The organism is Streptomyces sp. NPDC020958 (assembly GCF_055562175.1).
Window position 1 is genome coordinate 74,553 of the sequence record NZ_JBVHFU010000022.1, and the last position, 25,718, is coordinate 100,270.

General features: G+C 71.5%; 30 protein-coding genes and 2 pseudogenes. 17 read left to right on the forward strand and 15 right to left on the reverse strand.

Translation table 11 applies throughout. The features are described from left to right. Positions 1-107 precede the first annotated feature (107 nt). The 3 genes from ACZ3KP_RS37845 to ACZ3KP_RS37855 all read left to right on the forward strand — a co-directional run bounded on the left by ACZ3KP_RS37845 (position 108) and on the right by ACZ3KP_RS37855 (position 1,579). Positions 108-443, forward strand: coding sequence for a YnfA family protein (locus ACZ3KP_RS37845; RefSeq protein ID WP_467505312.1), 336 nt, complete (start codon positions 108-110; stop codon positions 441-443). A gap of 171 nt (positions 444-614) precedes the next feature. After that, the gene (locus ACZ3KP_RS37850) at positions 615-1,373 is read left to right on the forward strand and encodes an SDR family oxidoreductase (protein ID WP_358984822.1); all 759 of its coding nucleotides are present in this window, start codon (positions 615-617) and stop codon (positions 1,371-1,373) included. Further along, positions 1,370-1,579, forward strand: coding sequence for a hypothetical protein (locus ACZ3KP_RS37855; protein ID WP_467505397.1), 210 nt, complete (start codon positions 1,370-1,372; stop codon positions 1,577-1,579). Before ACZ3KP_RS37850 ends, ACZ3KP_RS37855 begins: the two co-directional genes overlap by 4 nt. 12 nt (positions 1,580-1,591) lie before the next feature. Here ACZ3KP_RS37855 and ACZ3KP_RS37860 read toward each other — a convergent pair whose 3' ends face one another. Next, positions 1,592-2,785 carry an RtcB family protein gene (locus tag ACZ3KP_RS37860; protein WP_467505314.1) on the reverse strand — a complete coding sequence of 398 codons (1,194 nt, stop codon included), beginning with the start codon at positions 2,783-2,785 and terminating at the stop codon, positions 1,592-1,594. Between the two features lie 229 nt (positions 2,786-3,014). On the opposite strand from ACZ3KP_RS37860, the gene ACZ3KP_RS37865 reads away from it, so the two are divergent. From ACZ3KP_RS37865 to ACZ3KP_RS37875, 3 genes are all read left to right on the forward strand, one after another. Then, positions 3,015-3,881 (forward strand): DUF3558 domain-containing protein, encoded by an 867-nt coding sequence (locus ACZ3KP_RS37865; protein ID WP_467505315.1) that lies wholly within the window; start codon positions 3,015-3,017, stop codon positions 3,879-3,881. A 132-nt stretch (positions 3,882-4,013) separates the two neighbouring features. Next, positions 4,014-4,916: a DUF3558 domain-containing protein gene (locus ACZ3KP_RS37870; protein WP_467505317.1), complete on the forward strand. Its 903-nt coding sequence runs from the start codon at positions 4,014-4,016 to the stop codon at positions 4,914-4,916. 99 nt (positions 4,917-5,015) lie between these two features. Continuing rightward, complete coding sequence (locus ACZ3KP_RS37875) at positions 5,016-6,329, forward strand: DUF2637 domain-containing protein (protein ID WP_467505395.1); 1,314 nt, start codon at positions 5,016-5,018, stop codon at positions 6,327-6,329. A gap of 61 nt (positions 6,330-6,390) precedes the next feature. Here the strand turns inward: ACZ3KP_RS37875 and lysS are convergent, their stop codons facing one another. Then, on the reverse strand, positions 6,391-8,133 hold the full coding sequence (lysS, locus tag ACZ3KP_RS37880) for a lysine--tRNA ligase (RefSeq protein ID WP_467505318.1): 1,743 nt from the start codon (positions 8,131-8,133) through the stop codon (positions 6,391-6,393). Between the two features lie 335 nt (positions 8,134-8,468). Between lysS and argS the strand changes: the two genes are divergently transcribed. Continuing rightward, on the forward strand, positions 8,469-10,229 hold the full coding sequence (gene argS, locus ACZ3KP_RS37885) for an arginine--tRNA ligase (RefSeq protein ID WP_467505320.1): 1,761 nt from the start codon (positions 8,469-8,471) through the stop codon (positions 10,227-10,229). A 76-nt stretch (positions 10,230-10,305) separates the two neighbouring features. Here argS and ACZ3KP_RS37890 read toward each other — a convergent pair whose 3' ends face one another. Next, positions 10,306-10,746, reverse strand: a complete 441-nt coding sequence (locus ACZ3KP_RS37890; protein ID WP_467505322.1) for a peptidoglycan-binding domain-containing protein — start codon at positions 10,744-10,746, stop codon at positions 10,306-10,308. Between the two features lie 261 nt (positions 10,747-11,007). On the opposite strand from ACZ3KP_RS37890, the gene ACZ3KP_RS37895 reads away from it, so the two are divergent. Both ACZ3KP_RS37895 and ACZ3KP_RS37900 read left to right on the forward strand, forming a co-directional pair. Then, entirely contained in the window at positions 11,008-11,832 is an 825-nt protein-coding gene (locus ACZ3KP_RS37895) for a peptidoglycan-binding protein (RefSeq protein ID WP_467505324.1), read from the forward strand. Next, positions 11,829-12,689: a helix-turn-helix domain-containing protein gene (locus ACZ3KP_RS37900; RefSeq protein ID WP_467505326.1), complete on the forward strand. Its 861-nt coding sequence runs from the start codon at positions 11,829-11,831 to the stop codon at positions 12,687-12,689. The genes ACZ3KP_RS37895 and ACZ3KP_RS37900 overlap by 4 nt, the downstream gene beginning before the upstream one ends. Here the strand turns inward: ACZ3KP_RS37900 and ACZ3KP_RS37905 are convergent. Continuing rightward, the gene (locus ACZ3KP_RS37905) at positions 12,670-13,110 is read right to left on the reverse strand and encodes an ATP-binding protein (RefSeq protein WP_467505328.1); all 441 of its coding nucleotides are present in this window, start codon (positions 13,108-13,110) and stop codon (positions 12,670-12,672) included. The two genes, ACZ3KP_RS37900 and ACZ3KP_RS37905, sit on opposite strands and share 20 nt — an antisense overlap. Positions 13,111-13,222: 112 nt before the next feature. Between ACZ3KP_RS37905 and ACZ3KP_RS37910 the strand changes: the two genes are divergently transcribed. The 3 genes from ACZ3KP_RS37910 to ACZ3KP_RS37920 are packed head-to-tail and all read left to right on the forward strand — an operon-like array spanning position 13,223 to position 15,115. After that, positions 13,223-14,050, forward strand: coding sequence for a helix-turn-helix domain-containing protein (locus ACZ3KP_RS37910; protein ID WP_467505330.1), 828 nt, complete (start codon positions 13,223-13,225; stop codon positions 14,048-14,050). Next, entirely contained in the window at positions 14,047-14,295 is a 249-nt protein-coding gene (locus ACZ3KP_RS37915) for a DUF397 domain-containing protein (RefSeq protein WP_467505332.1), read from the forward strand. The genes ACZ3KP_RS37910 and ACZ3KP_RS37915 overlap by 4 nt, the downstream gene beginning before the upstream one ends. 46 nt (positions 14,296-14,341) lie before the next feature. Beyond that, positions 14,342-15,115: a DUF4253 domain-containing protein gene (locus ACZ3KP_RS37920; RefSeq protein ID WP_467505334.1), complete on the forward strand. Its 774-nt coding sequence runs from the start codon at positions 14,342-14,344 to the stop codon at positions 15,113-15,115. 1 nt (position 15,116) lies between these two features. On the opposite strand, the gene ACZ3KP_RS37925 is transcribed toward ACZ3KP_RS37920, so the two are convergent. Both ACZ3KP_RS37925 and ACZ3KP_RS37930 read right to left on the reverse strand, forming a co-directional pair. Further along, a complete protein-coding gene (locus ACZ3KP_RS37925; protein WP_467505335.1) occupies positions 15,117-15,923 on the reverse strand; it encodes an ABC transporter ATP-binding protein in 807 nt (268 codons plus the stop codon). A gap of 30 nt (positions 15,924-15,953) precedes the next feature. Further along, on the reverse strand, positions 15,954-17,159 hold the full coding sequence (locus ACZ3KP_RS37930; RefSeq protein ID WP_467505337.1) for an aminotransferase-like domain-containing protein: 1,206 nt from the start codon (positions 17,157-17,159) through the stop codon (positions 15,954-15,956). A gap of 263 nt (positions 17,160-17,422) precedes the next feature. Between ACZ3KP_RS37930 and ACZ3KP_RS37935 the strand changes: the two genes are divergently transcribed. Together ACZ3KP_RS37935 and ACZ3KP_RS37940 are read left to right on the forward strand one after the other, a co-directional pair. Next, complete coding sequence (locus tag ACZ3KP_RS37935) at positions 17,423-17,617, forward strand: hypothetical protein (RefSeq protein WP_467505338.1); 195 nt, start codon at positions 17,423-17,425, stop codon at positions 17,615-17,617. A gap of 191 nt (positions 17,618-17,808) precedes the next feature. Beyond that, positions 17,809-17,976, forward strand: a pseudogene (locus ACZ3KP_RS37940) (tyrosine-type recombinase/integrase); the annotation flags it as partial. 250 nt (positions 17,977-18,226) lie between these two features. Here the strand turns inward: ACZ3KP_RS37940 and ACZ3KP_RS37945 are convergent. The 6 genes and pseudogenes from ACZ3KP_RS37945 to ACZ3KP_RS37970 all read right to left on the reverse strand — a co-directional run. Continuing rightward, positions 18,227-18,442, reverse strand: a pseudogene (locus ACZ3KP_RS37945) (helix-turn-helix domain-containing protein); the annotation flags it as partial. A 35-nt stretch (positions 18,443-18,477) separates the two neighbouring features. Beyond that, positions 18,478-18,816, reverse strand: coding sequence for a helix-turn-helix domain-containing protein (locus tag ACZ3KP_RS37950; RefSeq protein ID WP_467505340.1), 339 nt, complete (start codon positions 18,814-18,816; stop codon positions 18,478-18,480). Then, positions 18,813-19,196, reverse strand: coding sequence for a type II toxin-antitoxin system RelE/ParE family toxin (locus ACZ3KP_RS37955; protein ID WP_467505342.1), 384 nt, complete (start codon positions 19,194-19,196; stop codon positions 18,813-18,815). Before ACZ3KP_RS37955 ends, ACZ3KP_RS37950 begins: the two co-directional genes overlap by 4 nt. 84 nt (positions 19,197-19,280) lie before the next feature. Further along, positions 19,281-20,183, reverse strand: coding sequence for an SAM-dependent methyltransferase (locus tag ACZ3KP_RS37960; RefSeq protein ID WP_467505344.1), 903 nt, complete (start codon positions 20,181-20,183; stop codon positions 19,281-19,283). A 142-nt stretch (positions 20,184-20,325) separates the two neighbouring features. Continuing rightward, the gene (hemB, locus tag ACZ3KP_RS37965) at positions 20,326-21,318 is read right to left on the reverse strand and encodes a porphobilinogen synthase (protein ID WP_358986282.1); all 993 of its coding nucleotides are present in this window, start codon (positions 21,316-21,318) and stop codon (positions 20,326-20,328) included. 71 nt (positions 21,319-21,389) lie between these two features. After that, on the reverse strand, positions 21,390-21,755 hold the full coding sequence (locus ACZ3KP_RS37970; RefSeq protein ID WP_132890420.1) for a hypothetical protein: 366 nt from the start codon (positions 21,753-21,755) through the stop codon (positions 21,390-21,392). 162 nt (positions 21,756-21,917) lie between these two features. On the opposite strand from ACZ3KP_RS37970, the gene ACZ3KP_RS37975 reads away from it, so the two are divergent. From ACZ3KP_RS37975 to ACZ3KP_RS37985, 3 genes are read left to right on the forward strand one after another with little or no spacing between them, the layout of a single operon-like run. Then, positions 21,918-22,280, forward strand: coding sequence for a hypothetical protein (locus tag ACZ3KP_RS37975; protein ID WP_467505346.1), 363 nt, complete (start codon positions 21,918-21,920; stop codon positions 22,278-22,280). Then, entirely contained in the window at positions 22,277-23,071 is a 795-nt protein-coding gene (locus ACZ3KP_RS37980; protein ID WP_467505347.1) for a hypothetical protein, read from the forward strand. The genes ACZ3KP_RS37975 and ACZ3KP_RS37980 overlap by 4 nt, the downstream gene beginning before the upstream one ends. Positions 23,072-23,110: 39 nt before the next feature. Further along, a complete protein-coding gene (locus ACZ3KP_RS37985) occupies positions 23,111-23,482 on the forward strand; it encodes a roadblock/LC7 domain-containing protein (protein WP_467505349.1) in 372 nt (123 codons plus the stop codon). Between the two features lie 62 nt (positions 23,483-23,544). Here the strand turns inward: ACZ3KP_RS37985 and ACZ3KP_RS37990 are convergent, their stop codons facing one another. The 3 genes from ACZ3KP_RS37990 to ACZ3KP_RS38000 form a co-directional block, all read right to left on the reverse strand. Further along, positions 23,545-23,904, reverse strand: a complete 360-nt coding sequence (locus tag ACZ3KP_RS37990) for a hypothetical protein (protein ID WP_467505351.1) — start codon at positions 23,902-23,904, stop codon at positions 23,545-23,547. 57 nt (positions 23,905-23,961) lie between these two features. Continuing rightward, positions 23,962-24,858, reverse strand: a complete 897-nt coding sequence (locus ACZ3KP_RS37995) for a glycine betaine ABC transporter substrate-binding protein (RefSeq protein WP_467505353.1) — start codon at positions 24,856-24,858, stop codon at positions 23,962-23,964. A gap of 77 nt (positions 24,859-24,935) precedes the next feature. Further along, positions 24,936-25,577: a hypothetical protein gene (locus ACZ3KP_RS38000; RefSeq protein ID WP_467505355.1), complete on the reverse strand. Its 642-nt coding sequence runs from the start codon at positions 25,575-25,577 to the stop codon at positions 24,936-24,938. Positions 25,578-25,718 lie beyond the last annotated feature (141 nt).

The following is a 25,718-nucleotide window of genomic DNA, read 5'->3' on the forward strand; positions in this document are numbered from 1 at the left end:
GTGCCACCCGGTCCGTCTCCGGCCGTTCGTACGGATGTATGCCACCGGGTCCCCGCCGCAGGCGCCCTCCATCAGGTGACACGGCCGCGAAGTGGCAGGCTGCTGCCATGCTGATCCTCCGCTCCGCCGCCCTGTTCGTCGTCGCCGCCGTCTTCGAGATCGGCGGCGCCTGGCTGGTCTGGCAGGGCGTACGGGAACACCGCGGCTGGCTCTGGATCGCCGGCGGCATCGTCTCCCTGGGCGCCTACGGCTTCGTCGCCACCTTCCAGCCGGACGCCCACTTCGGCCGCATCCTGGCGGCGTACGGCGGAATCTTCGTCGCGGGCTCGATCCTGTGGGGCATGGCGGCGGACGGCTACCGCCCGGACCGCTGGGACATCACGGGAGCGGCGATCTGCCTGGCCGGAATGGCGGTCATCATGTGGGCCCCACGAGGCCACTGACGCGAGCTGAGCGGCCCCTTCAGGGGCGCTGGGGGTGCCCCCGGCCGAAGGCTGGGGGAGGAACTGCGCGAACGGCCACGACGGACCCGCGGCCGCCCGCTACCTCGATCCCCACGGCGCCTAGACTCACCCCCGACAACCCGCACACGCACCCTCGCCGAGGAGCACCCCATGGCCCCCTCCCGCATCGCGGTAGTCACCGGCGCGAGCAGCGGAATCGGCGCCGCGACCGCCCGCAGCCTCGCCGCCGCCGGCTACCGCGTCGTCCTCACCGCCCGCCGCGAGGACCGCATCGAGGCCCTGGCCAAGGAGCTCACGGAGGCGGGGCACGAGGCCACGGCCTACCCCCTGGACGTGACGGACCGCGCGGCCGTGGACGAGTTCGCCACCGCGTTCACGTCGATCGCCGTCCTCGTGAACAACGCCGGCGGCGCCCTCGGCGCCGACCCGGTGGCCACCGGCGACCCGGCCGACTGGCGCACGATGTACGAGACGAACGTCATCGGCACCCTCAACGTCACCCAGGCCCTGCTGCCCAAGCTGGAGGCGAGCGGCGACGGCACGGTGGTGATCGTCTCCTCCACCGCGGGCCACGGCACCTACGAGGGCGGCGGCGGTTACGTCGCCGCCAAGCACGGCGCCCACGTCCTCGCGGAGACGCTCCGCCTGGAGATCGTCGGCAAGCCGGTCCGGGTCATCGAGATCGCACCGGGCATGGTCAAGACGGACGAGTTCGCGCTGACCCGCTTCGGCGGCGACGAGGAGAAGGCGGCGAAGGTCTACCAGGGCGTCGCCGAACCCCTGACCGCGGACGACGTGGCCGACACCATCGCCTGGACGGTGACCCGCCCGAGCCACGTCAACGTGGACCTCCTGGTCCTGCGCCCCCGCGCCCAGGCCTCGAACACCAAGGTCCACCGAGAGCTGTGACCCCGGAAGCCACGCCCCCGGAAGCCACGCCCCCGGAGGACGACCCCACGCAGGCCCTGGAGAACCTGGAGAAGTCCCTGGAACAGGCCCGCCTGGCCCAGGAGACCAAGAACGAACGCCAGGTCTGGTACTTCCTGGCCTACTTCCTCTTCGGCATCCACTTCCTCGCGTTCGTCATGATCTACGCGGTCCGCCACGCGAAGTGACGGACCGCACGGTCAGCCCTTCACGCAGACGACCTGCTTGAGCTTGGCCACGACCTCCACCAGGTCCCGCTGCTGGTCGATGACCTGGTCGATCGACTTGTAGGCGCCCGGGATCTCGTCCACGACGCCGGAATCCTTACGGCACTCCACGCCCCGGGTCTGCTCCTCCAGGTCCCTCGTCGAGAAGCGCCGCTTGGCCGCGTTCCGGCTCATGCGCCGACCGGCCCCGTGCGAGGCGGAGTTGAAGGACAGTTCGTTCCCGAGTCCCTTCACGATGTACGAACCCGTGCCCATCGAGCCCGGGATGATCCCGTACTCCCCGGATCCGGCCCGGATCGCTCCCTTACGGGTCACGAGCAGGTCCACGCCCCCGTAGCGCTCGCGGCTCACGTAGTTGTGATGGCAGCTCACCTCGGGTTCGAAGGAGACCCTGGCCTTCTTGAACTCCTTGCGGATCACGTCCTTGAGGAGGGCCATCATGATCGACCGGTTGTACTTCGCGTATTCCTGGGCCCAGTAGAGATCGTGCTCGTACGCGGTCATCTGCGGGGTGTCCGCGACGAAGACGGCGAGGTCGCGGTCGACCAGGCCCTGGTTGTGCGGAAGTTCCCGGGCCACACCGATGTGGTGCTCGGCGAGTTCCTTGCCGATGTTGCGGGAACCGGAGTGCAGCATGAGCCACACAGAACCGGTTGAATCAGTACAAACCTCTATGAAATGATTTCCGCCGCCAAGCGTCCCCATCTGCTGACGCGCCCGCTCCGCACGGAACTTGACCGCGTCCGCCACCCCACCGAACCGCCCCCAGAACTCCCCCCACCCGGTCGTCGCCAGGCCGTGGAACTCCCCCGGCTCCACCGGATCCGCATGCATCCCCCGGCCCACCGGAATCGCCTGCTCGATCCTCGAGCGCAGCCGGGACAGGTCGCCCGGCAGGTCGTTCGCCGTGAGGGACGTCCGCACCGCCGACATGCCGCAGCCGATGTCGACGCCGACCGCCGCCGGGCACACCGCCCCGCGCATCGCGATGACCGACCCGACCGTCGCACCCTTCCCGTAGTGGACGTCCGGCATCACCGCGAGGCCCTCGATCCACGGCAGGGTCGCGACGTTGCGCAGTTGCTGGAGCGCGACCTCCTCGACGGTCGCCGGGTCGGTCCACATCCGGATCGGCACCTTCGCGCCCGGCATCTCCACGTACGACATGACTTCCTCATTCCCCCGCGAACAGCACAACAAAAATGACAGAAAGAATAAATGACTTGAAACGCAAATGCATCGCCTAGGTCGCTGAAATCGGACAAGAGACCGGCGTTCACGGCAGTGCGTGCGATACACATTGTCTTCAGGGGCCGCCCCACTGCGGCAAGCGATTAACCAGTGGGGGACACGGGTGCAGGACCGAGCGACCCAGTGAACGGAAAGGAGCCTGACCGTGCAGCGGAAGGCGTACGTAACCGGCACCGCCGCCCTTCTCGCGGCGCTGCTGGCCGGCTGCACGAGCGGTACCAGCGGCGGGGACGACACCACCGACAAGAACGCGGACACGGGCACCTCCACCGTCGCCGCCCAGCCGGGCAAGTACCGCACCCTGCCCGAGCCCTGCGGCGCGGTCAGCCACGACACCCTGGACTCCCTGCTCCCCGGCATCACCCAGATCGCCGACGCGGACCAGCGCGACAAGGCGTACCAGGGCGACGCCACCCTCACCTACGACACGGACCGCAAGGTCGGCTGCCGCTGGAAGGTCGAGTCCGCCGACGCCACGGACCGGCTGTCCGTCGACTTCGAGCGCGTGGTGTCGTACGACAACGCGGTCAGCGACGACAACGAGGCGCAGACCATCTACACGCAGCTGGAGACGGCGGCCGACATCCCCGAGTCGGCGCCCCCGACCGCGACGGAGTCGCCGTCCCCGTCCGACTCGACGTCCGCGTCCCCCGCCCCCTCCTCGTCCGCCCCGTCCGCCCCGGCGTCGTCGACCCCGTCGTCCTCCGCCGCCTCCGTCGACGCCGCGGGCGCCACCTCGGCGTCCGCCTCCGCGTCCACCGCCTCGGCCGACCTCCAGCCCCGTGTCCTCACCGACCTCGGCGACCAGGCATACCTCGACGACCAGCTCAGCGGCTCCGGCTCGACGGCCGAACAGCGGACCGTGACTGTGGTGTTCCGCACGTCCAACGTCGTCGTGACCATCGAGTACGAGGAGCAGCCGATGGCCACCGGAACGGTCCCGGACAGCAAGGAAATGCAGGACAGGGCGCAGAAACTGGCCGCGCAACTGGCCGAGGACCTCAACGGCTGACGCCCCGCGCACGCCCCGCGCACCGCGCCCGCAAAGCGCGTGAACCAAAACCGCACAGCTTCCTCACCGCGTACCGTGGCCCCTCGGACCCGATCCGACCGCAGGAACCCCGAACGTATGAGTGAAGGAACCATGCAGCGAGTAGCAGTCCAGCGAGACGACCAGCGCGCCCGGAACGAACGGAACGCAGAGCGACGGGCCGGGCGCCTCCGCCGCTCCCTCGTCTGCGCGGCCGCCGTCCCCGCCGTCGCGCTGTTCGCGTCGGCCTGCTCCTCCTCCGGCTCGGGCGACGCGGCACAGGGCACCGGCGGCGGCTCGACGAACACCGCCACCGCGCCCGCCGGTGCCACGGCCGCCTCGCCGACCGTCCAGGCGGCCAAGTACCAGAAGCTGCCCGAGCCGTGCGCGGTGCTGTCGAAGCAGACGCTCACCTCGCTCGTGCCGCAGGGCGTGAAGTCGGGCAAGGAGGGCACCTCGGACGATGTTGCCACGCGCGGCAGTTGCTCCTGGAGCAGCCTGGACAACAACGGCGTGAAGGGCTCCCAGTTCCGCTGGCTGAACGTCTCGTTCCTCCGCTTCGACTCGGACGCCGGCCGTGGCAGCGGCGACCAGCAGGCGGAGGCCTACTACACCAGCCAGGTACGGGAGGCCCAGTCCGTGGCGGGCGCCAAGAACACCAAGTCGGAGCCGGTGAGCGGGACCGGCGACCAGGCCACCGCGGTCCGCTACGACCTGAAGAAGAAGGAAGGCGCCTTCAAGCAGCAGACGGTCGTGGCACGCGTCGCGAACGTGGTCGTCACCGTCGACTACAACGGCGCGGGTCTCGCCGGTGAGAAGACACCGGACGCCGACACGCTCACGAAGGCCGCGGTGCAGGCCGCGAAGGACGCGGTGGCGTCGGTTTCCACCGCCAACGGCGGTTCCGCGCCCGCGAGTTCGCCCTCCGCGACCCCCTCCGGGAAGGCCTCCGCGGCACCCTCGAAGTCCCCCTCCGCCTCCGCTTCGCCCTCCAAGTCGTCAGCCAAGAAGAGCTGACCGGCACCACGTTCGCCGCACACATGTGCCACCCTGTTGCGCGCACCAACACGCAAGGGGAGGGGAGTACCGGTGGCCGCGCCAATGCAGCTGACCCGGATGCACCGCGTTCTCATCGGCGTGGTCGTGACCGGCGCGATGATCATCGCCGGCATCGGCTTCGCCGGTTCGTACGCCGCCGTCCGTGAGCTGGCCATCAAGAAGGGTTTCGGGAACTTCGCGTATGTCTTCCCGATCGGCATCGACGCGGGCATCTGCGTCCTGCTCGCCCTGGACCTGTTGCTGACCTGGATCCGCATCCCCTTCCCGCTGCTGCGGCAGACGGCCTGGCTGCTGACCATCGCGACGATCGCCTTCAACGGCGCGGCGGCCTGGCCGGACCCGCTGGGCGTGGGCATGCACGCGGTCATCCCGATCCTGTTCGTGGTGGCCGTCGAGGCGGCCCGGCACGCGATCGGCCGGATCGCCGACATCACCGCGGACAAGCACATGGAGGGGGTCCGCCTCACCCGCTGGCTGCTCTCCCCGGTCCCCACGTTCCTGCTGTGGCGCCGCATGAAGCTGTGGGAGCTGCGCTCCTACGACCAGGTCATCAAGCTGGAGCAGGAACGTCTCGTCTACCAGGCGAGGCTCCGCTCCCGCTTCGGCCGCGCCTGGCGTCGCAAGGCCCCGGTGGAGTCCCTGATGCCGCTGCGCCTGGCCCGCTACGGCGTTCCCCTGGCGGACACCGCCCCGGAGGGCCTGGCGGCGGCGGGCATCGAGATCCCGGTGCTCCTCCCGGCCCCGGCGGCAGCCCCCGCCCCCACCCAGGCCCAGGCCCCGGCCCCGGAGGCACCTCAGGGCCGGCAGCGCCCCGCGCTGGTCCCGGCACCGGCACCCGCACCGGAACAGGCGCCAGAGCCGGAGCCCGAGGTGAACCCCTGGCTGCACGCCAGGGACCCCCAGCAGATCGAGTACCACGGCGGCTACGACCCGACGTACGAGCCGCCCTACGAGCCGCAGTACACCGAGGAGGAGTACGCCGCCTGGCAGTACGACCAGCAGCAGTACGAGCAGCAGCAGTACCAGCAGGAGCAGCTCGCCCAGCAACGGTTCCGCCGGGAACAGCCTCTCCAGGAGCAGCGGCCCGGCCCCGAGGAGTCGCCCTCGGAGACGACCGGCAGCTTCCCCATCCCCTCCGGCCCGGGGCGCACCCGTGAGCTGGGCGAGGGCGGCGGCACCGAGCCGACCGAGGAGGACTACTACCTGGTCTTCAAGAAGTCGATCGACGGCGGTTACCCCAGCTCCAGCCAGTTCAGGGGCGACGTGGAGGCCACCTTCGGCACCACGCTCCCGCAGCGCGAGGCAGACCGCATGGTCAACCGCTTCACGAACCGCCACACGGCGGAACTCCAGGACGACCACATCGCGTAGGCCGTACCACGGCATGAGGAAGGGGCCCTCCCGAGCGGGAGGGCCCCTTCCTCATGCCGGCCTACGCTCCGAGCAGGTGCCGTACCCGGTCCTGCCCGACCGCGAGCAGCAGCGTGGGCAGCCGCGGCCCGGTGTCACGCCCCACCAGCAGGTGGTACAGCAGCGCGAAGAACGAACGCTGGGCGGTCTTGATCTCCGGCGGCAGTTCCTTCGGCGTCGCGTCGGCGGAGAACCCGGCCTGCACCTTGGGCACCCCGTACACGAGGTGGGTGAGCCCGTCGAGCGACCAGTGCTCGGCGAGCCCGTCGAGCAGCAGTCGTACGGACTGCTGGGAGGCCTCGTCGAGGGACTTCAGGAGTTCGGTGTCCGGCTCCTCGCGGACGATGGTCCGCTGGTCGGCCGGTACCTGGGTGTTGATCCAGGCCTCGGCCTTGTCGAGCCGGGGCCGCACCTCCGCCAGCGAGTCCAGCGGCTGCTCGGGGTCCAGCTCGCCGAGGATGCGCAACGCCTGGTCCTCGTGCCCGGCGGTGATGTCGGCGACGGAGGCGAGCGTCCGGTACGGCAGCGGCCTGGGCGTCCGCGGCAGCTCGCCCCCGGCCGTCCGCACGGCGCGCGAGTGCGCGGCGATGTCACCGGGCAGCGCGGACCCGTCGGCGACCTTCGCGTCCAGCTTGTCCCACTCGTCGTAGAGCCGCTGGATCTCCTGGTCGAAGGCGATCTTGAAGGACTGGTTGGGCCGGCGGCGGGCGTAGAGCCAGCGCAGGATCTGCGGCTCCATGATCTTCAGGGCGTCGGCCGGGGTGGGCACCCCGCCCCGGGACGAGGACATCTTCGCCATGCCGCTGATGCCGACGAAGGCGTACATGGGCCCGATGGGCTGCTGCCCGCCGAAGATCCCGACGATCTGGCCGCCCACCTGGAAGCTGGACCCGGGCGACGAGTGGTCGACGCCGCTCGGCTCGAAGACGACGCCCTCGTAGGCCCAGCGCATCGGCCAGTCGACCTTCCAGACCAGCTTGCCGCGGTTGAACTCGCTGAGCCGGACGGTCTCCGAGAAGCCGCACGCGGTGCAGGTGTAGGTCAGCTCGGTGGTGTCGTCGTCGTAGGCGGTGACGGTGGTCAGGTCCTTGCCGCAGCCGCCGCAGTACGGCTTGTACGGGAAGTACCCGGCGGAGCCGGAGGAGCCGTCGTCCTCGGCGGCCGCGCCCGAGCCCTCCTCGGCCTCCAGCTCGGCCTCGTCGACGGCCTTCTGCTGGGGCTTCTTGCCGGTCTTCGGCTTGGTCCGGTACTGCGCGAGGATCGCGTCGATGTCACCGCGGTGCTTCATGGCGTGCAGGATCTGCTCGCGGTAGACGCCCGAGGTGTACTGCGCCGTCTGGCTGATCCCGTCGAACTCCACGCCCAGCTCGGCCAGCGACTCGATCATCGCGGCCTTGAAGTGCTCGGCCCAGTTCGGGTACGCGGACCCCTGCGGGGCGGGCACGGAGGTGAGCGGCTTGCCGATGTGCTCGGCCCAGCTCTCGTCGACCCCGGCGATGCCGGCCGGCACCTTGCGGTACCGGTCGTAGTCGTCCCACGAGATCAGGTGCCGGACCTGGTACCCGCGCCGCCTGACCTCGTCGGCGACGAGGTGCGGGGTCATGACCTCGCGGAGGTTCCCGAGGTGGATCGGTCCCGACGGGGACAGCCCGGACGCGACGACGACCGGTTTGCCCGGGGCCCGACGCTCCGACTCCTCGATGACCTCATCCGCGAAACGGGAGACCCAGTCGGTGGTCTCGGTGCTCTGAGCCACGATCGGCACGTCCTTCTTTCAGACACGGCACAGCCGGTACGGTCGCACGGCTGACGGCCCCATTGTCCCAGGGACCACGCCTTCCATGAAAACGCCATAATCCAAGAGCCCCGTAAGGACCACGGGGTTGCCTCACCCCCGGCCCCATCGGCGGCGCAGCCGCCGCTTGGGGGCGCGGGACCGTGCCGACATGCGGCTCCGCCGCGCGGGCGCGATCAGCCCCCGCTGCGCCGCACCCGGCCACGCACCGCCCCCGCCCTCCCCGTAGCCGCAAAAACCCCTTTACCCCCCGTGAAATACTGGACCCGTCTACCCGCACCCACGAGGAGAACGGCTCCTACCCCATGGCCTCGGTCACGTCCCTCAGCGACTCCGTCAACCAGCAGCTCACCGACGCGCTCGCCTCCGCCCTGCCGGAAGCCGACGCGGTCGACCCCCTGCTGCGACGCAGCGACCGGGCCGACTACCAGGCGAACGGCATCCTCGCCCTCGCCAAGAAGGCCAAGGCCAACCCCCGCGACCTGGCCACCCAGGTCGTCTCCCGCATCACCACCGGCGCGGCCCTGATCCAGGACGTCGAGGTCTCCGGCCCCGGCTTCCTCAACATCACCCTCTCCGACCGGGCGATCACCGAGAACCTGGCCGCCCGGTACGCGGACGGCGACCGCCTCGGCGTCCCGCCGAAGGCGACCCCCGGCGTCACGGTCATCGACTACGCGCAGCCGAACGTCGCCAAGGAGATGCACGTCGGCCACCTGCGGTCCGCGGTGATCGGCGACGCCCTGCGCGGCATGCTCGACTTCACCGGCGAGAAGACGATCGGCCGGCACCACATCGGCGACTGGGGCACCCAGTTCGGCATGCTCATCCAGTACCTGATCGAGAACCCGGACCAGCTGTCCGCGGAGACCGACACGGACGGCGAGCAGGCCATGTCGAACCTGAACCGGGTCTACAAGGCGTCCCGGGCGGTCTTCGACACGGACGAGGAGTTCAAGGAGCGGGCCCGCAAGCGGGTGGTCGCCCTCCAGTCCGGCGACAAGGAGACCCTCGACCTGTGGCAGCGGTTCGTGGACGAGTCGAAGGTCTACTTCTACTCGGTCTTCGAAAAGCTGGACATGGAGGTCCGGGACGACGAGATCGTCGGCGAGTCGGCGTACAACGACGGCATGCCGGAGACCGCGCGGATCCTGGAGGAGACGGGTGTCGCGGTCCGTTCCGAGGGCGCGCTGGTCGTCTTCTTCGACGACATCCGGGGCAAGGACGACCAGCCGGTCCCGCTGATCGTGCAGAAGGCGGACGGCGGCTTCGGCTACGCGGCCTCCGACCTGACGGCGATCCGCAACCGGGTCCAGGAGCTGCACGCCACGTCCCTCATCTACGTCGTGGACGTGCGGCAGTCCCTGCACTTCAAGATGGTCTTCGAGACGGCCCGGCGGGCGGGCTGGCTCACCGACGACGTCACCGCGCACAACATGGGCTACGGCACGGTGCTGGGCGCGGACGGCAAGCCGTTCAAGACCCGTGCGGGTGAGACCGTACGGCTGGAGGACCTGCTGGACGAGGCGGTGCAGCGGGCCGCCCAGGTCGTCCGGGAGAAGGCGCAGGACCTCACCGAGGACGAGATCCAGGAGCGGGCGCAGCAGGTCGGCATCGGCGCGGTGAAGTACGCCGACCTGTCGACCTCCGCCAACCGGGACTACAAGTTCGACCTGGACCAGATGGTCTCGCTGAACGGCGACACGTCCGTCTACCTCCAGTACGCGTACGCCCGGATCCAGTCGATCCTCCGCAAGGCGGGGGAGGTCCGCCCAGCCGCCCACCCGGAGCTGGCGCTGCACGCGGCGGAGCGGGCGCTGGGCCTGCACGTGGACGCGTTCGGTGACACGGTCTTCGAGGCGGCGGCGGAGTACGCCCCGCACAAGCTGGCCGCGTACCTGTACCAACTGGCCTCGCTGTACACGTCGTTCTACGACAAGTGCCCGGTCCTCAAGGCCGACACCCCGGCCCAGGTGGAGAACCGCCTCTTCCTGTGCGACATGACGGCCCGCACGCTCCACCAGGGCATGTCCCTGCTGGGCATCCGGACGCCCGAGCGCCTCTGAGCGCGCGCCCCACCACGCCCCACCACGCCCCACCCCCGCACCGTCCGCACGACGGATGGTGCGGGGGTGACGGCTGTCAGGCGGCGAAGCGCTTGAAGGCGGCGCGGGTGCCCGAGCCGGCGATGCCGTCGATGTCGCCGGTGTAGCCGTAGTCGGCCTTCAGCAGGCGCTGGAGCGCCTTGATCGTGTTGGTGCCGGGGTCGCCGTCGATGGCGCCGGTGTAGCCCCAGTACTGCTTGAGGCAGCGCTGGAACGCCTTCCAGCTGTTGGGGCCGAGCTGGCCGTCGATGGTGTCGGTGTAGCCCCAGTAGTCCGCCAGGAAGTTCTGCACGTTCTTGGCCTCGGCGGTGGTCAGGCCGAAGTTCTCGTAGGAGGCCAGGGTGGCGGCCCGCGCGCTCACCGCGGGCTGCGAGACCGGCGCGGCGAAGCTGGTGCCGGCGGTCGCCAGGGATCCGGCGGCGAGGCCGGCGACGGCGGTGACTCCGACGAGGGTCCGGGTCAGAACGTTCGGTCGCATGCGTTCCTCTCTCAGGTCGTGGTCGGCATCCGATCCGTTCGGCGGGTCGGTGCCGCCACCACGGTGCGGTCGGCCCGGCCGGCCCCGCCACGGCCGCCGCCGAAGTGGCGGCCCGCTGGGACGTCACCCCCTCTGAGCTGCGCCGACACCCTCCCACGGGACGGAGTGGCGGGACGGCCGTACAGGGGTGGCCATGCTCATGCAGAATGCGTCGGAGCGGGGGCCGCTGACCACGGTTCCGGACCGCATCCGGGGGGGGACATGTCGCGCTGGAAAGAACTGCCCGCCGAACTGGACCCGCGCGTGCGGCAGTTGGTGGTGCGTCTGCGCCGGCTGAAGGACCACAGCGGGCTGAGCGTACGGCAGCTCGCCGCGCGGACGGGGTACAGCGCCAAGTCGTGGGAACGGTATCTGGGCGGCCGGTCCCTGCCGCCCGCGGAGGCCGTGGCGGCGCTGGCCCGGATCGGCGGGGACGATCCGACCCGCCTGCTGACCCTGCGCGAGGTGGCGGCGGAGGTCTGGGAGCACGGGAAGGACCGCGGGCACCCCGCCGTACCGGCCGCCGGAACACCGGCACCCGAGCCCGAGCCCCAGCCCGCATCCGAAGCCGGGCCCGAGGCAGAGCCGCGTCCCGCCGCTGAGATACGGCTCTCCGTGCGGTCGTTGCGGATCGCGCTCGCGGCCGGGGTGGTGGCCCTGGTGCTCGCGGTGTCGACGGCCGTCCTGGTGACGTGGTGGCTCACCGGCCACTCCGGCGCCGACGCCGACCGGGCGGGGCGGACGGCTCCGCTCGCCGCGTCGGCACCGACCTCGCCACCCTCGTACAGCTGCCGCCTACAGCGGGTCGACGGCGCCTGGTACGCGGGCAACAGCCGGACCCTGGACGCCACCGTGGGGTACGGCCAGTCGGGGCCGGACGTCGTGGAGGTGCAGTGTCTGCTGCGCCGGGCGGGTGTCTCGCCGGGCGGCATCGACGGCATGTTCGGCCCGCTGACACGGGGCGCGGTGGTGCGGTTCCAGAAGCGGGCGGGGCTGATCGGCGACGGCATCGTGGGCCCGCGTACCTGGAAGGCGCTGCGGGGATGACCCCGGAGCGGACCCGGCTGGCCGCCTCGCTGAGGGAGCTGAGAGCCCGCACCGGCCTGAGCCTGGCGGCCCTGGCGACGAAGACGGCGTTCAGCAAGTCGTCCTGGGAGCGCTATCTCAACGGCAAGTCCCTGCCGCCGCGCCAGGCGGTCCGGGAACTGTGCCGCCTGGCCGGCGAACCGGACGGACGCTGCCTGGCGCTGTGGGAGATCGCGGAGTCGGAGTGGAGCGGCCGGGCGAAGGAGGCGGCTGCCCCTGCGCCCACGGCGACACCACGGCCCCCGGCCACGGGCGCGTCGCCCACCGCGTCACCCACCGCGGCGCCTGCCCCCGCCGCCCGCCTCGCCGGGCATCGGAGTGTCGTCACCGTGGCGGTGCTGGCGTCCGTGTGTGCCGTGGCGGTCGGCGCGGTGGCGGTGGCGGCCGCGCTGCTGCGGCCGGGCGCCGACGGCACGTCGCGCGCCTCCGGCGAGGCGCGCCCGCACCAGGACCCCGCGTCGTCCGCCCCGCGCTGCCGGGGCACGGCGTGCGAGGGCCGGAACCCGATGGCCATGCGGTGCGCGGCCTCCCCCGTCACGCTGGCCACCCGTCACACGGCCGCCGGCGCCTGGCTGGAGGTGCGCTACAGCAAGGAGTGCGGGACGAGTTGGGCGCGGATGTGGGGGACGCGGGTCGGTGACCGGCTGGAGGTGACGGCGGCCGGCCGGGTGCACGACGCCGAGATCAGAACGGCCGCCGACGCGGACGCGTTCGTGTACACCCCGATGACGGCGACCACCCCCGGAACCACGATCCACACCTGCTTCCACCCTGCGGGGACCGGCGACCGCGAGTGCGTCACCTCGGTGCCGCGTTGACGCCCGCGAGGGCGGCGGTCTCGAACTCGGCCCACACCACCTTGCCGAGTTCCCGCTCGCACACCCCCCACTTGTCGGCGAGCGCCTCGATCAGGAGCAGGCCGCGGCCACCCTCGTCCGTGTCGTCCGGCCGGCCGGCGGGCGTCGGCGCGCCCGGTCCGCTGTCGTGCACCTCCACGCGGAGGACCTCACCGTCGTACCGCAGCCGCAGCAGGAAGCCGCGGCCGGGCGGTACCCCGTGCAGGAGGGCGTTCGTGGCCAACTCGCTCACGCACAGCGACATGTCGGCGGCGCGGGCCCAGTCCGCCAGGCCCCAGTACCTGAGCGACTGCGCGGCGAACCGCCTGGCCGCGGGCACGGATCGGCGCTCCCGGGCGTAGAACTGTTCCCGGGGGTGGAGGAGTTCGTTTCCGTCGTTCACGGGACGAATGTCGCGCAGAGTCACTAGCTTGCTGCAGGGAGTGGACCCGTACGAAATTTTTGTACGGCTCCGAGCCGGTGACGTACGCGTGCCCCAGGGGATTGAGACCGACATGAGCGCGAAGAAGCCGCCGCGGCCGAAGAACCAGACGTCGTTGAAGATGCTCGGCAAGCAGCTGGGCACGGCCCGCCGGGCGGCCGGTCTGACCCAGGCCGACCTGGGCCTGCGAGTGGGCCTCGACGACCAGACGATCGCGTCCATCGAACAGGGCCGACGGGCACTGAAACCGGACACGGCGGCACGGCTCGACGAAGTGCTGGACACCAAGGGGGTGTTGACGGCGGGGGTGGCCAACTTGCCCGACGTCGACCAGTTCCCGATGTGGGCCGAGGTCTACATGGAGCACGAGCGTGAGGCGATCGCCCTGTCCTGGTACGACAACGCGGTCCTCCCCGGACTGTTGCAGACCGAGGCCTATGTGCGGGCCGTCCTGCGCAATCGCGTGCCCGCCTATGACGGGGACGAGGTCGAGACGCGGACGGCGGCGCGACTGGAGCGCCAGGAGATCCTGCACCGCAGGAACGCGCCGACGCTGAGCTTCGTCGTCTGGGAACCGGTGCTCCTGATGGCACTCGGTGGCCCCGAGGTGCGCACGGCACAGCTCCGCCACCTGCGCGAGGTCGCCGAACTTCCCTGCGTCTCCTTGCAGTTCCTGCTTCTGAGCAGCCCCCTCCACGCCGGCCTCGATGGACCCTTCATCCTCCTCGAAACCCCGGACCACCAGCACCTCGCGTACGCCGAGTCCCAGCGCGGCAGTCAGTGGGTCTCCGACGCGGACGAGGTCTCCAGGCTGGCGCGCAAGTATGCGATGCTGCGGACCCAGGCCCTGACAACCCAGGACTCGATGGGCCTGCTTGACCGCTTGCTAGGAGAGCAATGAGCACTGAGGCACTTCAGTGGTTCAAGTCGAGCTACAGCGGCGACGAAGGCGGCGCATGCATCGAAGTCGCCCTCGCCTGGCGGAAGTCGAGCTACAGCGGCAGTGAGGGCGGCGCGTGCGTCGAGGTCGCCGCCTGCCCCGACGTCGTCCACGTCCGTGACTCCAAGAACGTGCCCTCCCCCGACGCCCCGGCCCTCGCGGTCGGCCCCGTCCCCTGGGCCGCCTTCACCGCCGCCCTCAAGTGACCGTGTCCGGGGGCGTTGTCAGTGGCGGGCTCTACAGTTCACTGCCATGGCGACTCTTCCCAACCCGCTGCCCACGCTGGCGACCGACCCGAGTGGTCGGTCCCTGGGGTTGCGGCTCCCGCCCGGGAGACTGATCGACGCGACGCTCTGCGGGCCCTGGCACGAACCCCTGTTGTGGTACGCCGGGCAGCCCGCGGGCCCCGGGACGTGGACGGCGCTGGGTGCGCAGGCCGGACGGGCGGGCCTGCTGCCGGTCCTCGTCGACGTGTCCGAGCTGGACGACTGGGACTTCGCGCCCGGCGAGACGTCGTACCCCGGGGATCACGACGCCGAGGACGTGCTGGAGGACTCCTGGGAGGAGGACCCGCCGGAGGGTGAGGAGTGGCCGGGGCTGGCCCCCGCCACCGCGCTGGTCGCCGCCCCGGACGCACGGGCCGCCGAGGTCGCCGACGCGCTCAGCCAGGGACGGCCCTGGCTGAAGGAGCCGCACCTGGCGCTGGTCCCGGCGCGGCGCAGCGCGGACATACCGGCGGCGATCGGCTGGAGCGGGCCGGTGAATTACGAGGAGGACGTGGCCCGGTTGTGCTCGGTGCTGCGCTCCTGGGAGGACCGGTTCGGGATACGGGTGGTGGCCCTCGGCCTGGACCACCTCGCCGTCTCGGTCGCCGCCCCGCCCACCGACCTGGACACGGCGGAGGCGATCGCCGCCGAGCACTTCGCGTTCTGCCCCTACACCGTGCTGCCCGGCAACGACGACACCCTCTCGTCGTACGCCGAGCAGCTGGTCGGCGAGCGGCTCTGGCACTTCTGGTGGGACTGAGCTAGCGGCCCGAGCGGGCGTACCACCGGCCGTCGTGGCGGGCCACATGGACGGGACGTCCGAAACAGGTCGTCATGTTGTCCGGGGTGAGCACGCCGTCGACCGGTCCCGACGCCAGCTCGCGGCCTTCCTTCAGCAGGAAGGCATGCGTGGTGCTGGGCGGGAGTTCCTCCAGGTGGTGGGTGACCGTGACGGTGGCGAGGTCGGTGCGGTCGGCCGCCAGCCGGTGCAGTGCGTCCACGAGGTCCTCGCGGGACGGGAGGTCGAGGGCGTTGAACGGCTCGTCGAGCAGGAGCAGCGACGGATCGGCCATCAGGGCACGGCAGATGAGGATCCGGGCGCGCTGGCCGCCCGAGCAGTCGCCGAACCGGCGGTCGGCCAGCTCCTTGCAGCCCAGCTCGGCGAGCAGGACGTGGGCGCGCTCGCGGGTCGCGGTGTCGTACTCCCGCCACAGCGGCTGCACCGTGCCGGTCGCCCCGGTGAGGACGACGGTGTGGGCGGTGGCGTCCAGCGGGACCTGCTGGGAGGCGGACACCAGGCCGACGCGCGCTCGCAGCTCGCGCACGTCGACCCGGCCGAGTCGGTCACCGAGGACCTCGACGGTGCCGGTGGTGGGGAACATGACCGCCCCGACGAGCCGCAGCAAGGTGGTCTTGCCGGCTCCGTTGGCCCCCAGCAGCGCCCAGTGCTCGCCGGGCCGGACCGTCCAGTCGATCCCGTCGAGGACGATCTCCTGCCCGGTGGTACGGCGGTGGACGGCGACATCCGCCAGAGCGACGACGGCGCGGGGTTCCTGGGATTCGGTCACGTCGGCACAGTAGTGCTGTGAACGGTGATCTCACCGGGCTTTCTCAAGGGCCTGCGCCAGTCTGCGCAGGCCCTCGCCGATCTCCTCCGGTGTCTGCGTGACGAAGCACAGGCGCAGGGTGGCGCGGTCGGGGTCGGCGGCGTAGAAGGGTTCGCCGGGGACGTAGGCCACGTGGTGGTCCACCGCCCGGCGGAGCAGCGCGGTGGTGTCGTACGGCTCCGGGAGCCGGGCCCAGAGGAACATGCCGCCCTCGGGCCGGTTCCAGACGGAGCCCGCCGGGAGGGCGTCGGCGAGACCGGCGAGCATGGCGTCCCGGCGTTCGCCGTACACCGCGCGGACCTTGGCGACGTGACCGTCCAGGACGTCGAGGTAGCGGGCGGCGGCCAGCTGGTTGACCGTCGGGGTGTGCAGGTCGGCCGCCTGTTTGGCGACCGCGCAGGCGCGGCGCAGGGCGTCGGGGGCGCGCAGCCAGCCGAGGCGCAGGCCGGGGGCCATGACCTTGGAGAAGGAGCCGAGCAGGACCGTGCGGTCCGCGGCGGCGGGCAGGGACGCGATCCAGGGGACGCGCGCGCCGTCGTAGCGCAGATCGCCGTAGGGGTCGTCCTCGACGATCCACAGGCCGTGCCGGGCGGCGGTCTCGGCGAGGTCGGCGCGGCGGCCGGCGGGCATGGTGCGGCCGGTGGGGTTCTGGAAGGTCGGGACGAGGTAGAGGAGTTTGGGCCGCTCGGTACGGATCAGTTCGGCCAGGGCGGTGGGGTCGACGCCGTCGGCGTCGCAGGGGACGGGCAGGACGCGTGCCCCGGCCAGTCCGAACACCTGGAGTGCCGCCAGGTAACAGGGGCTTTCGACCAGGACCGTGTCCCCGGGGTCGACGAGCGCGGTCGCCAGCAGGGAGAGGGCCTGCTGGGAGCCGGTGGTGATCAGCAGGTCGTCGGCGTCGGTGGGCAGGCCCCGGGTGCCGAGACGGGCGGCCAGTCCGGCGCGCAGCGTGGGCTCGCCCTCCGTGGTGGAGTACTGCAACGCCCGCTCCGGGGTCTCCTCCAGGACCGCTCGGAAGACGGCCGCTATGCCCTCCCGGTCGAACAGTTCCGGAGCGGGCAGGCCACCCGCGAAGTTGATGATCTCGGGGCGTGCGGTCACCGCCAGGATGTCCCGCACGGGCGAACCGCCGACACTGCGGCTGCGGGCCGCGAGCGGGGGCAGCGCGGCGGGGGCGGGGGCGGGCGTGACGGTCATGGGCGGCTCCTTGGCTGGTCCTCGTCTTGATCCTCGTCCTGGCGGGAGCGTAGAGAGGTACGTGCCGTCTACACCTGTGATTCCGCGATGCGGACGTCCCGTACCGGCGTCCCAGGCGCCGGGAACGTGGCAGGTCAGCGAGGTGGGCCGGGTACGGGCGTCCCGAATCGCCCGCTAAGTCTGGTGCTGCGGGCGGGCCGCGCCACAGGCTGAGGATGCTTCGGGACCGTCGACCACGCCGAGAACGTCAAGGGAGCCCTCGCATGTCCGCCACGCACTCCGCCCCGGCCCGCGGCCGCCGCCGTCTCCTCGCGGCGGCCGTCCTGGCGCTGGTCACCGCGAGCGCCCTCACCGGGTGCCGCGACGGACAGGGAGTACGCGACGAAGGCCCGTCCGCAGCCTCCCTCACCCGCCCCGGCGCCGCCCCCACCGACACCGGAACCCGGCCGCATTCTTAGACGTCGTCCGCAGCAAACCCCGCCGTGCGGGCCCTGCACAGCAGCAGATGGGACGCCTCGGCAGCTGCACCGCGCGCTTCCGCCTGACCGGCCACACCACCACCGACACCACGGCCGGGGAGGTCCTGCGCACTTGATCCGCCTCCGTGAGCCCACAGGCAGCCATCCCCTCCGCGCAGGGCAGCGTGGCCACATACCCCACGTACTGGCTGGAGAACGTCGCCGTCCACCGGCTCCGCGAGAACACCCACACCCGCTACGGCACCTGCATCCGCACCCACCTTGCCCCCGACCTCGGCGCCAAGAAGGTCGCCCGACTGACCGCACGCGACGTGCGCACCTTCCTCGACCGAGCCAAACTCCGACGTATCCGCTTCCACAACCTCCGCACCTCCTCGGCCACGCCCACATCGGCGTCACCGCCACCGTCCACCCCACGTCCGCCTCCAGCGAGACGCCATCGACACCCGGGGCCACGCACCTGGCCGCCAGGACTACGCGGCTGACAACCCGCCCGCCGCAGCCGTCGTCCGTTGACGTTGCCGCTGCGTCACTGCTGCCGTCAGTGGTCTACACCGCCTGGGGAATTCCAGGAATTCCGAATGCGTGTCAAGCGGCTTTGTCGTGCGGGGTGAGGCTGATGGTCAGGTCGGCGCCGAGTGCCTGAGCCAGGCGGCGCAGGAGGGGAAGCGTGGGCACGGTCCCGCCGCCTTCGAAGCGGGAGATCTGCGGCTGCTTCATCCCGCACCGCTCGGCCAGCTCGGCCTGGGACAGCCCGAGCTCGATGCGCCGGTCGTGGACGAGTTGCCCGAGCTCACGGGCGAGCGCGGAAGGGGGGTCCTGCATGGTTCCTCCCCGCCTCAGGCCGCTGGGGCGACGATGGTGACGGTGGGCTCGTCTCCGCCGGCGAGGTGCACATCCACCGTGAGGTCCAGTGCGCGGGCCAGGCGCATGATGACCGCGATGGGCGGCAGCTCGGTAGCCGTCTCGATGCCTTCGATGTCATCGACGTCGACGTGCATGCGCTCGGCGAGATCGGCCTCGCTCAGACCCAGCTGCTTGCGCCGGTCGTAGACAGCCTTGCCCAACGTCATGGCGAGGCCGGCCTCTTCGTAGACGCGGTCGCACTCGGTGTCGGCGTCCAGGTGTTCGCCCAGCAGCTGGCGGTGACGACGGGTTCTCCATTCGCTGTGGTTCACCGGTCCTCCTTGAGGTTGCGGCCGTAGAGGTCATGCTCAGCGGCGGCTTCATGCTCTGCCTCGCACAATCGCTGTGCGGCGTGGGCGCGATCCACTTCGGCCTGCTCACGCACCTTGGTCTTGCGGAACACGGTGAGCAGCACGACACGTCGGCCGGGCGCCAGCCAGTAGGTGATCCGCTGATGGGCATCGCCCAGGCGGAAGCGCAGCTCGCGGAGCTTGCCGCCCAGGTGGCGGAAGTGCGGTTCGTCGAGCGTGGTGGGCTGCTCGGCGAGCAGGTCGGCGACGCGTTCGGCCTGCTTGTAGTGATGGGCAGGAATGCTCTCCAGCCACAGCCGCACCTCCGGCTCGATCTCGATCGAGTACCGCCCGCTGTCCATAACGCCGATGATATATGGCACGGGGTCCGAGAGCGCGACTTCGTAGCTCAGGTCGGAACGTGCGTAGCCTTGCCGTTCTTGTTCTCAGCGCTTGGTGCCGACGCCCGCGTAGACGTTGATGTCGGCGTCGGTGACGTCGTTGATGTCGGCGTAGCGGACCTTCTCGATGTCGTCGAGGGTGGCCAGGTAGGCGGGCTCCGGCTGGTCGGGGACGGGGGCCGCGTCGTCGGCGTGCCAGTGGTGGACGGGGACCACGCCGGGGGCGGCGAGCTCCAGGCCGTTCTCCGTGAAGAAGCGCTCGACCTCGGCCCGGGAGCGCAGCACGAAGGTGAAGCCGCGTTCCGTGTAGGTCCGCTGGACCGCGCGGATGTTCTCCGGGTTGAGGTCCTCGGTGAGGTGGCTGAGCACCAGCCGGCTGCCGGACGGCAGCGCGTCCAGGAGCTGGGACACGATCGGGTAGGCCTCCTCGTCCGCCACGAAGTGCAGGATCGCGACCAGGCACAGGGCGATCGGCTGGTCGAAGTCCAGCGTCTTCGCGGCCTGTTCGAGGATCTCCGCCGGGTTCTTGAAATCGGCGTCGATGTAGTCGGTGCGGCCCTCGGGCCCGCTGGTGAGCAGGGCGCGGGCGTGGGCGAGGACGACCGGGTCGTTGTCGACGTAGACGACCCTGGAGTCGGGGATGATCCGCTGGGCGATCTGGTGGACGTTCTCGGCGGTGGGCAGGCCGGTGCCGACGTCGAGGAACTGGCGGATGCCGTCCTGGGCGACGAGCCTGCTCACCGCGCGGCGCAGGAAGTCGCGGTTGTGCCGGACGTCGAGGTAGCCGCGCGGGTTGGCGGCCAGCGCGGCGGCCGCGGCGGCCCGGTCGACGGGGTAGTTGTCCTTGCCGCCGAGGAAGACGTCGTACACCCGGGCCGGGTGCGCCTTGGTGTTGTCGATCCTCCTCCGCAGCTCGGCGGGGTCCTGGTCGAGGGCGTCACCGGACATGGCTGTCTCCTGGGCGGTCGGCGCGGAGGAACGGCAGAGGTCTTCCTCGAACGATCAACAATCGCTCGTCAACAACCTAACTCCGAAAGCGACTTGATCGTGCCCGCCCAGGAGAAGCCAGGAGCAGCGGGGGCGGTACGGCTCAGCGCAGCAGCCGCGCGGCCTCCACCGCCCAGTAGGTGAGGATGTTCTGCGCGCCCGCGCGCCTGATGCCCGTCAGGGTCTCCAGGATGGCCCGCTCGCGGTCGATCCAGCCCTTCTCGGCGGCGGCCTCGACCATCGAGTACTCGCCGGAGATCTGGTAGGCGGCCACCGGCACGTCCACGGAGTCGGCGACCCGCGCGAGAATGTCCAGGTAGGGGCCGGCCGGCTTGACCATCACCATGTCGGCGCCCTCCTCCAGGTCCAGGGCCAGCTCCCGCAGCGACTCGCGCGCGTTCGCGGGGTCCTGCTGATAGGTCTTGCGGTCGCCCTTCAGCGAGGAGCCGACGGCCTCGCGGAACGGGCCGTAGAAGGCGGAGGCGTACTTCGCGGTGTAGGCGAGGATCGCGACGTCCTCGCGGCCGATCTGGTCGAGCGCGTCGCGGACGACGCCGATCTGCCCGTCCATCATCCCGCTGGGCCCGACGACATGGGCGCCCGCGTCGGCCTGCACCTGGGCCATCTCGGCGTACCGCTCCAGGGTGGCGTCGTTGTCGACGCGGCCCTCGGCGTCGAGGACACCGCAGTGCCCGTGGTCGACGGTCTCGTCGAGGCACAGGTCGGACATCACGAGCAGGTCGTCCCCGACCTCGGCCCGCACGTCCCGCAGCGCGACCTGGAGGATCCCGTCCGGATCGGTGCCGGGCGTGCCGAGGGCGTCCTTCTTGCCCTCCTCCGGCACGCCGAACAGCATGATCCCGGAGATCCCCGCCTCGACCGCCTCCGCGGCCGCCTTCTTCAGGGTGTCCCGGGTGTGCTGGACGACCCCGGGCATGGCGGCGATCGGCACGGGCTCGCTCACACCCTCCCGGACGAACGCCGGGAGGATGAAGTCCGCCGGGTGCAGCCGGGTCTCGGCGACCATGCGCCGCATGACGGGGCTGGTCCGCAGCCGCCGGGGACGCGAACCGGGAAAGGAGCCGTACTTCGTCATGCCCTCTACGCTACGCCCGCACCACACGCACCTTTGCCGACGCCCCGTCGGCGTCCCGGCGGCCGGGCGGCTCAGATCTCCAGCTCGGACTCGAGCTTCTTGAGGCTGTGCCGGGCCAGGGCGAGGTTGCTGCGGCCGCGGTCCAGGGCGAGGTAGAGGAAGAGCGAGCCGCCGGCCTTGGGCAGCGGGCGGATCAGGTGGTACTGGCTGCTGAGCGTGATCAGGATGTCCTCGATCTCGTCGTCCAGGCCGATGGACTTCAGGGTGCGCTTCTTGGACCGGACGACCTCGGTGTTCCCGGCCGCCGCCAGCTCCAGGTCCAGGTGCGGACCGCCGCCCAGCGCCCCGAGGGACATGCCGCTTTCGTAGTCGACGAGGGCGACCCCGAGGGCGCCGTCGATGCTCATGGCTTCCTTGAGCGTTGTCTCGATGTTCACGCTGGTGCCCTCGATCTTCCGTACGTGGGTCGCCCGGACGCAACAGGTCCGGACCAGGTTGCTTCCCGACCTTTTCCAGTCTGAATAAGCGCCATCTTTGGCCGGTGTTGCAAGAGTTGGCAATAAAGTACTGTGCGAAGCGAGCGTCAGGAGGGGGAACTCATGGCTTCGCTCGACTCCGTCCTGCACGACGTCGCGGGGACGCCCGGTGTGACCGCGGTCGCCCTCCTGGACGGCGTCACCGGCCTCGCCTACGCCGAGCACGGCGCGGAAGGCGCCACGCCGGCCGCCCAGGACGCCCAGGTCACCGCCCACTTGGCGACCACCCACCTCAATGCGGCGGGAGCGGTCGGCGAGTTGGAGAGCATCGTCGTCACCACCGCCACCCAGCACCATGTGACCACCGTGGTCGAACGCCAGGGCGGCGATCCGCTCCTGCTGTTCGCCCTGGTGGAACGGGACCGTACGAACATCACCTGGGTGCTGCGCGACCTGGCCGAGCGCACGGGCCGGCTGCTCGTATGACCCAGGAGACGGCACCGGCCCGCAACGTCCCCGCGCTCCTGACCGCCCTGCACACGCGGAGGGATTCCGCCACCGTGCTGGTCGCGGGCAGCCCCGGCGGGGTCATCCACGTCCGCGACGGCCTGGTCGTGGCCATGGAGACGCCGGCCGCCCCGGGCGTCGAGGTCCTCCTCCTCAAGTCCCGCCGGATCGCCGAGGAGGACTGGGCGGCCCTCCGGGCCACCGGCACCGACCCCGCCCACCTGGCCCGCGAACTGGTCGCCCAGGGACTCCTCGGCGCCGCGGAACTGGAGATCACCGGGCAGGCCGCCCTCTTCGACGCGGCCTTCGCGCTGGCCCTGACCCGACCCGAGGGCTGGGAGGCGGCCGAGCCCCGCCCCCACCTCGACACGGGCACGGCGGTACCGCCCGCGCGCATGGTCGGCGAGACGTCCCGCCGCATCCGGCTGCTCGCGAACGAACGCGGCGCCACCGCCCGCTTCGCCCGCGACCGCCTGGCACCGGCCCCCGCGGCCGGCGACCCGGCGCGCACCGCCCGCCTCTCCCCCCGCCACCGAGCCGTCCTGACCGCGGCCGACGGCCGGCGCACCCCCCGGGACATCGCCTTCACCCTCGGCCGCGGCCTGTTCGCGGTCATGCTGGACCTCCGCGACCTCCTGGCCCTCGGCCTCCTCCAGCCCCCGGCGGCCACCGCCGCCGGCCGGCCCAGCACGGCTCCGCGCACCCCACCCCACACCTCGGCGGCGGAACCGCGACCGTCGGCGACCCCGCTCCCCCGCCGCAAGCGCTAGTCCGGGGCAACGGCCCACGCACCACAGGAAGAAGCCATCATGAACGACCCCGTGCAGGACATCCTCGTCTCGTTGCGCGACCGGGTGATGGGCGTGTCCGAGACCGTTCTGGCCACCGTCGACGGCCTGGTGGTGGCCAGCGACGCCGACAAGACGCATCCCGAGTCCATGGCCGCGGTGGCCGCGGCCGCCCTCTCCCTCGGGCACCGCCTGGCCGACCAGGGCCACACCGGCGCGCTGCGCCAGGTCACGGCCCAGTGCGGCGCGGGCCACGTCGTCGTCACCGCCGTCGGCAACCGGGCCCTGCTCGCGGTGGTCACGGACGAGGGCCTGGACGGCCTCGCCTTCGACCGCGAGATCCCCACGACGGTCGCGGACCTGAAGAAGGTCCTCGACAACGACCCGGCCTGACACGTGTCGGCTCAGAGGCCGGCGGGTGCGCCGGGCCCTGAGCCGTCGGTGGTCGGTCGCGCCTACGACTGGTGGAACGTCCAGGTGCTGCCGTCGTGGCCCTTCGGCACGTACACCTGGTGCCAGGACCAGCCGGCCGGCGGGCGGACGTAGTGGAACTCGACGGACCGGTCCGTCTGCCACCAGTAGTCCGCGGCCGTGCTGCAGCCGTTGGCCGGGACGTCCCAGAACCGGGAGCCGACCCAGTCGCCGTGGTCGTTGTAGCCGACGAGGTAGAACCGCAGGGCCGCGCCGTTGTCGTTGCAGACCCTGAGCTGGACGTAGGCGTTGGCGGCGGCGGCCGTCACGGGCGTCGCGAGGACCCCGACGGCGGAGGCCACGGCGAGCGCGGCGACGGTGAGCTTTCGGCGGAGGGTACCCATGTCGTTCGTGCCTTTCCGGGCAGGAGGGAAGTCGGGTGGTCGGGGAGGGAAAGGGTGTCAGTCGGCCAGGCCGTTGGACCGCAGCCACGCTCTTGCCGTCCGCTGCGGCGGGGCGCCCGCTTCGACGGACCCGGCCAGCGCCGACAGCCGGGCCGTGGTCAGGCGGGAGTTGAGACGGGCCAGGGCCTTGCGTGCGGACAGGCCCGCGTACGGAGCGCCGATGAGCGGGAAGACGTGCTCAGGGGGCAGGGCCCTCGCCGGATCGGTCAGCACGACCAGGCCGTCCCCGGTGATCGCGGGGTCGGTGGCGCGCAGGACCAGGACGTCGGCGGTGGCCGAGGTACCGGTCTCGGTGAGCCGGACGCCGTAGGCCTTCTCCAGTGCGGCGGCCGAGGGGGCGTCGGGGTCGTGGGCAGCGGGGCCGCCGAGGGTGCGGCGGGCGCCGGCCCTGCCCAGGTCGGCGAGGCTGCGCAGGCCGTACCGGTGGGCGGTGGCCCGGGTGACGGCGAGGACGACGCCGTGGTCCGCCTCGGCGGGCGGGAGGGCGACCACGCCCGGCGGCAGGGCCGTGCTCAGGGCCGCCGCCATGGTGCCGGGGACCGTCCGGCCCCCGGGCAGGGCGCGCAGCGTCGTGCTCTCGTACGCGGGGGCGAGGCCGAGCCGACCCGCCACCACCGCCCGCGCGGTGTCGGCGGGCGAGGCGTAACGGGTGCTCGCCCTGCGCACCCGTACCCCCGCGTCGACGAGGAGCTCTCCGTACAGGGCCGCCACCACCCGGCTCTCGGCCGAGCCGTCGGTGCCGATCACCGTCGGGCCCTCGCCGTCGGCGTAGGCGGTCCGGCCGTTCGCGTCCGCCGCGCCGCCGCAGCCCGCCAGGAACAGCAGCAGCGAGCACAGGGCGGCCGCGGCGGCGGTCCGCGGACGACGGCGCCGGACCGGCTCGTCTGGCTTCACGCAATGACCTCTCGCTTGGCGCGGGCGACCCGGCACGGCTCACGGCCCATGCGGGGCCGCCCGCTGTCCGGTGGGGTTCAGCAGTGCGCGGCTCGCTCGCCGGCGGTCATCTTGGCGTCCTTGAAGTTGACGTAGCCGGCCTTGGGGTTGTCGTTGTTGAACCCGGTCGACACGTAGTCGTTGACGTACCAGATGTAGTGGCCGTAGTAGCGGCTGCCGAAATGGATCTCGTACCAGCCGGTGGCCTTCTGCTTGGCGGTGCCGCGCTCGATCCAGCCCTTGTAACCGGCCGGGATGTTGACGGTGTCGCTCTCGGTGTCGGTGTGCGAGGTGGTCCAGTCGTGCCGGTAACTGGTCTCGACGGAGACCTCGTAGACCTCCCAGAACTTCGCGCTCGCCGTGATCGACACCCCGACCGAGTTGGTGGAGGCGGTCGTGTCGGACCAGTCGATGCGGTGCTGGTTGGTCTGGCTGGCGCAGTTGTACGCCGTGGAGCCGACCTGGTGGTTGGGGCCGGTGTACGTCGAGTAGCTCTGCGGGTGGAACTCGCACAGGTCGGCCCAGCTGCAGGCGTCGAGGAGTTCCTTCGTGGTGGGTGAGCTGGCGGCGTACGACTGCGGGACCGCCATGAGGGAGGCGCCGAGGGCGAGGGCGGCGACGGCGCCGCCGCTGCGGGAGAGGCGGCGGGAGGGGGAGGTGGTGCGGAGCGGGAATCGCATCGAGTACTCCAGTGGGTGCCGGCTTCCCCCTGCGGGGAGAACCGCGGCTGACACGGTCGGGGAACTGCACGTGCGTGTCTTTCTCTGGCCGGCCCTCGGGGTGGGAGGGCCGGCCCGGCGACCGCTCCGCCGCCGTACCGG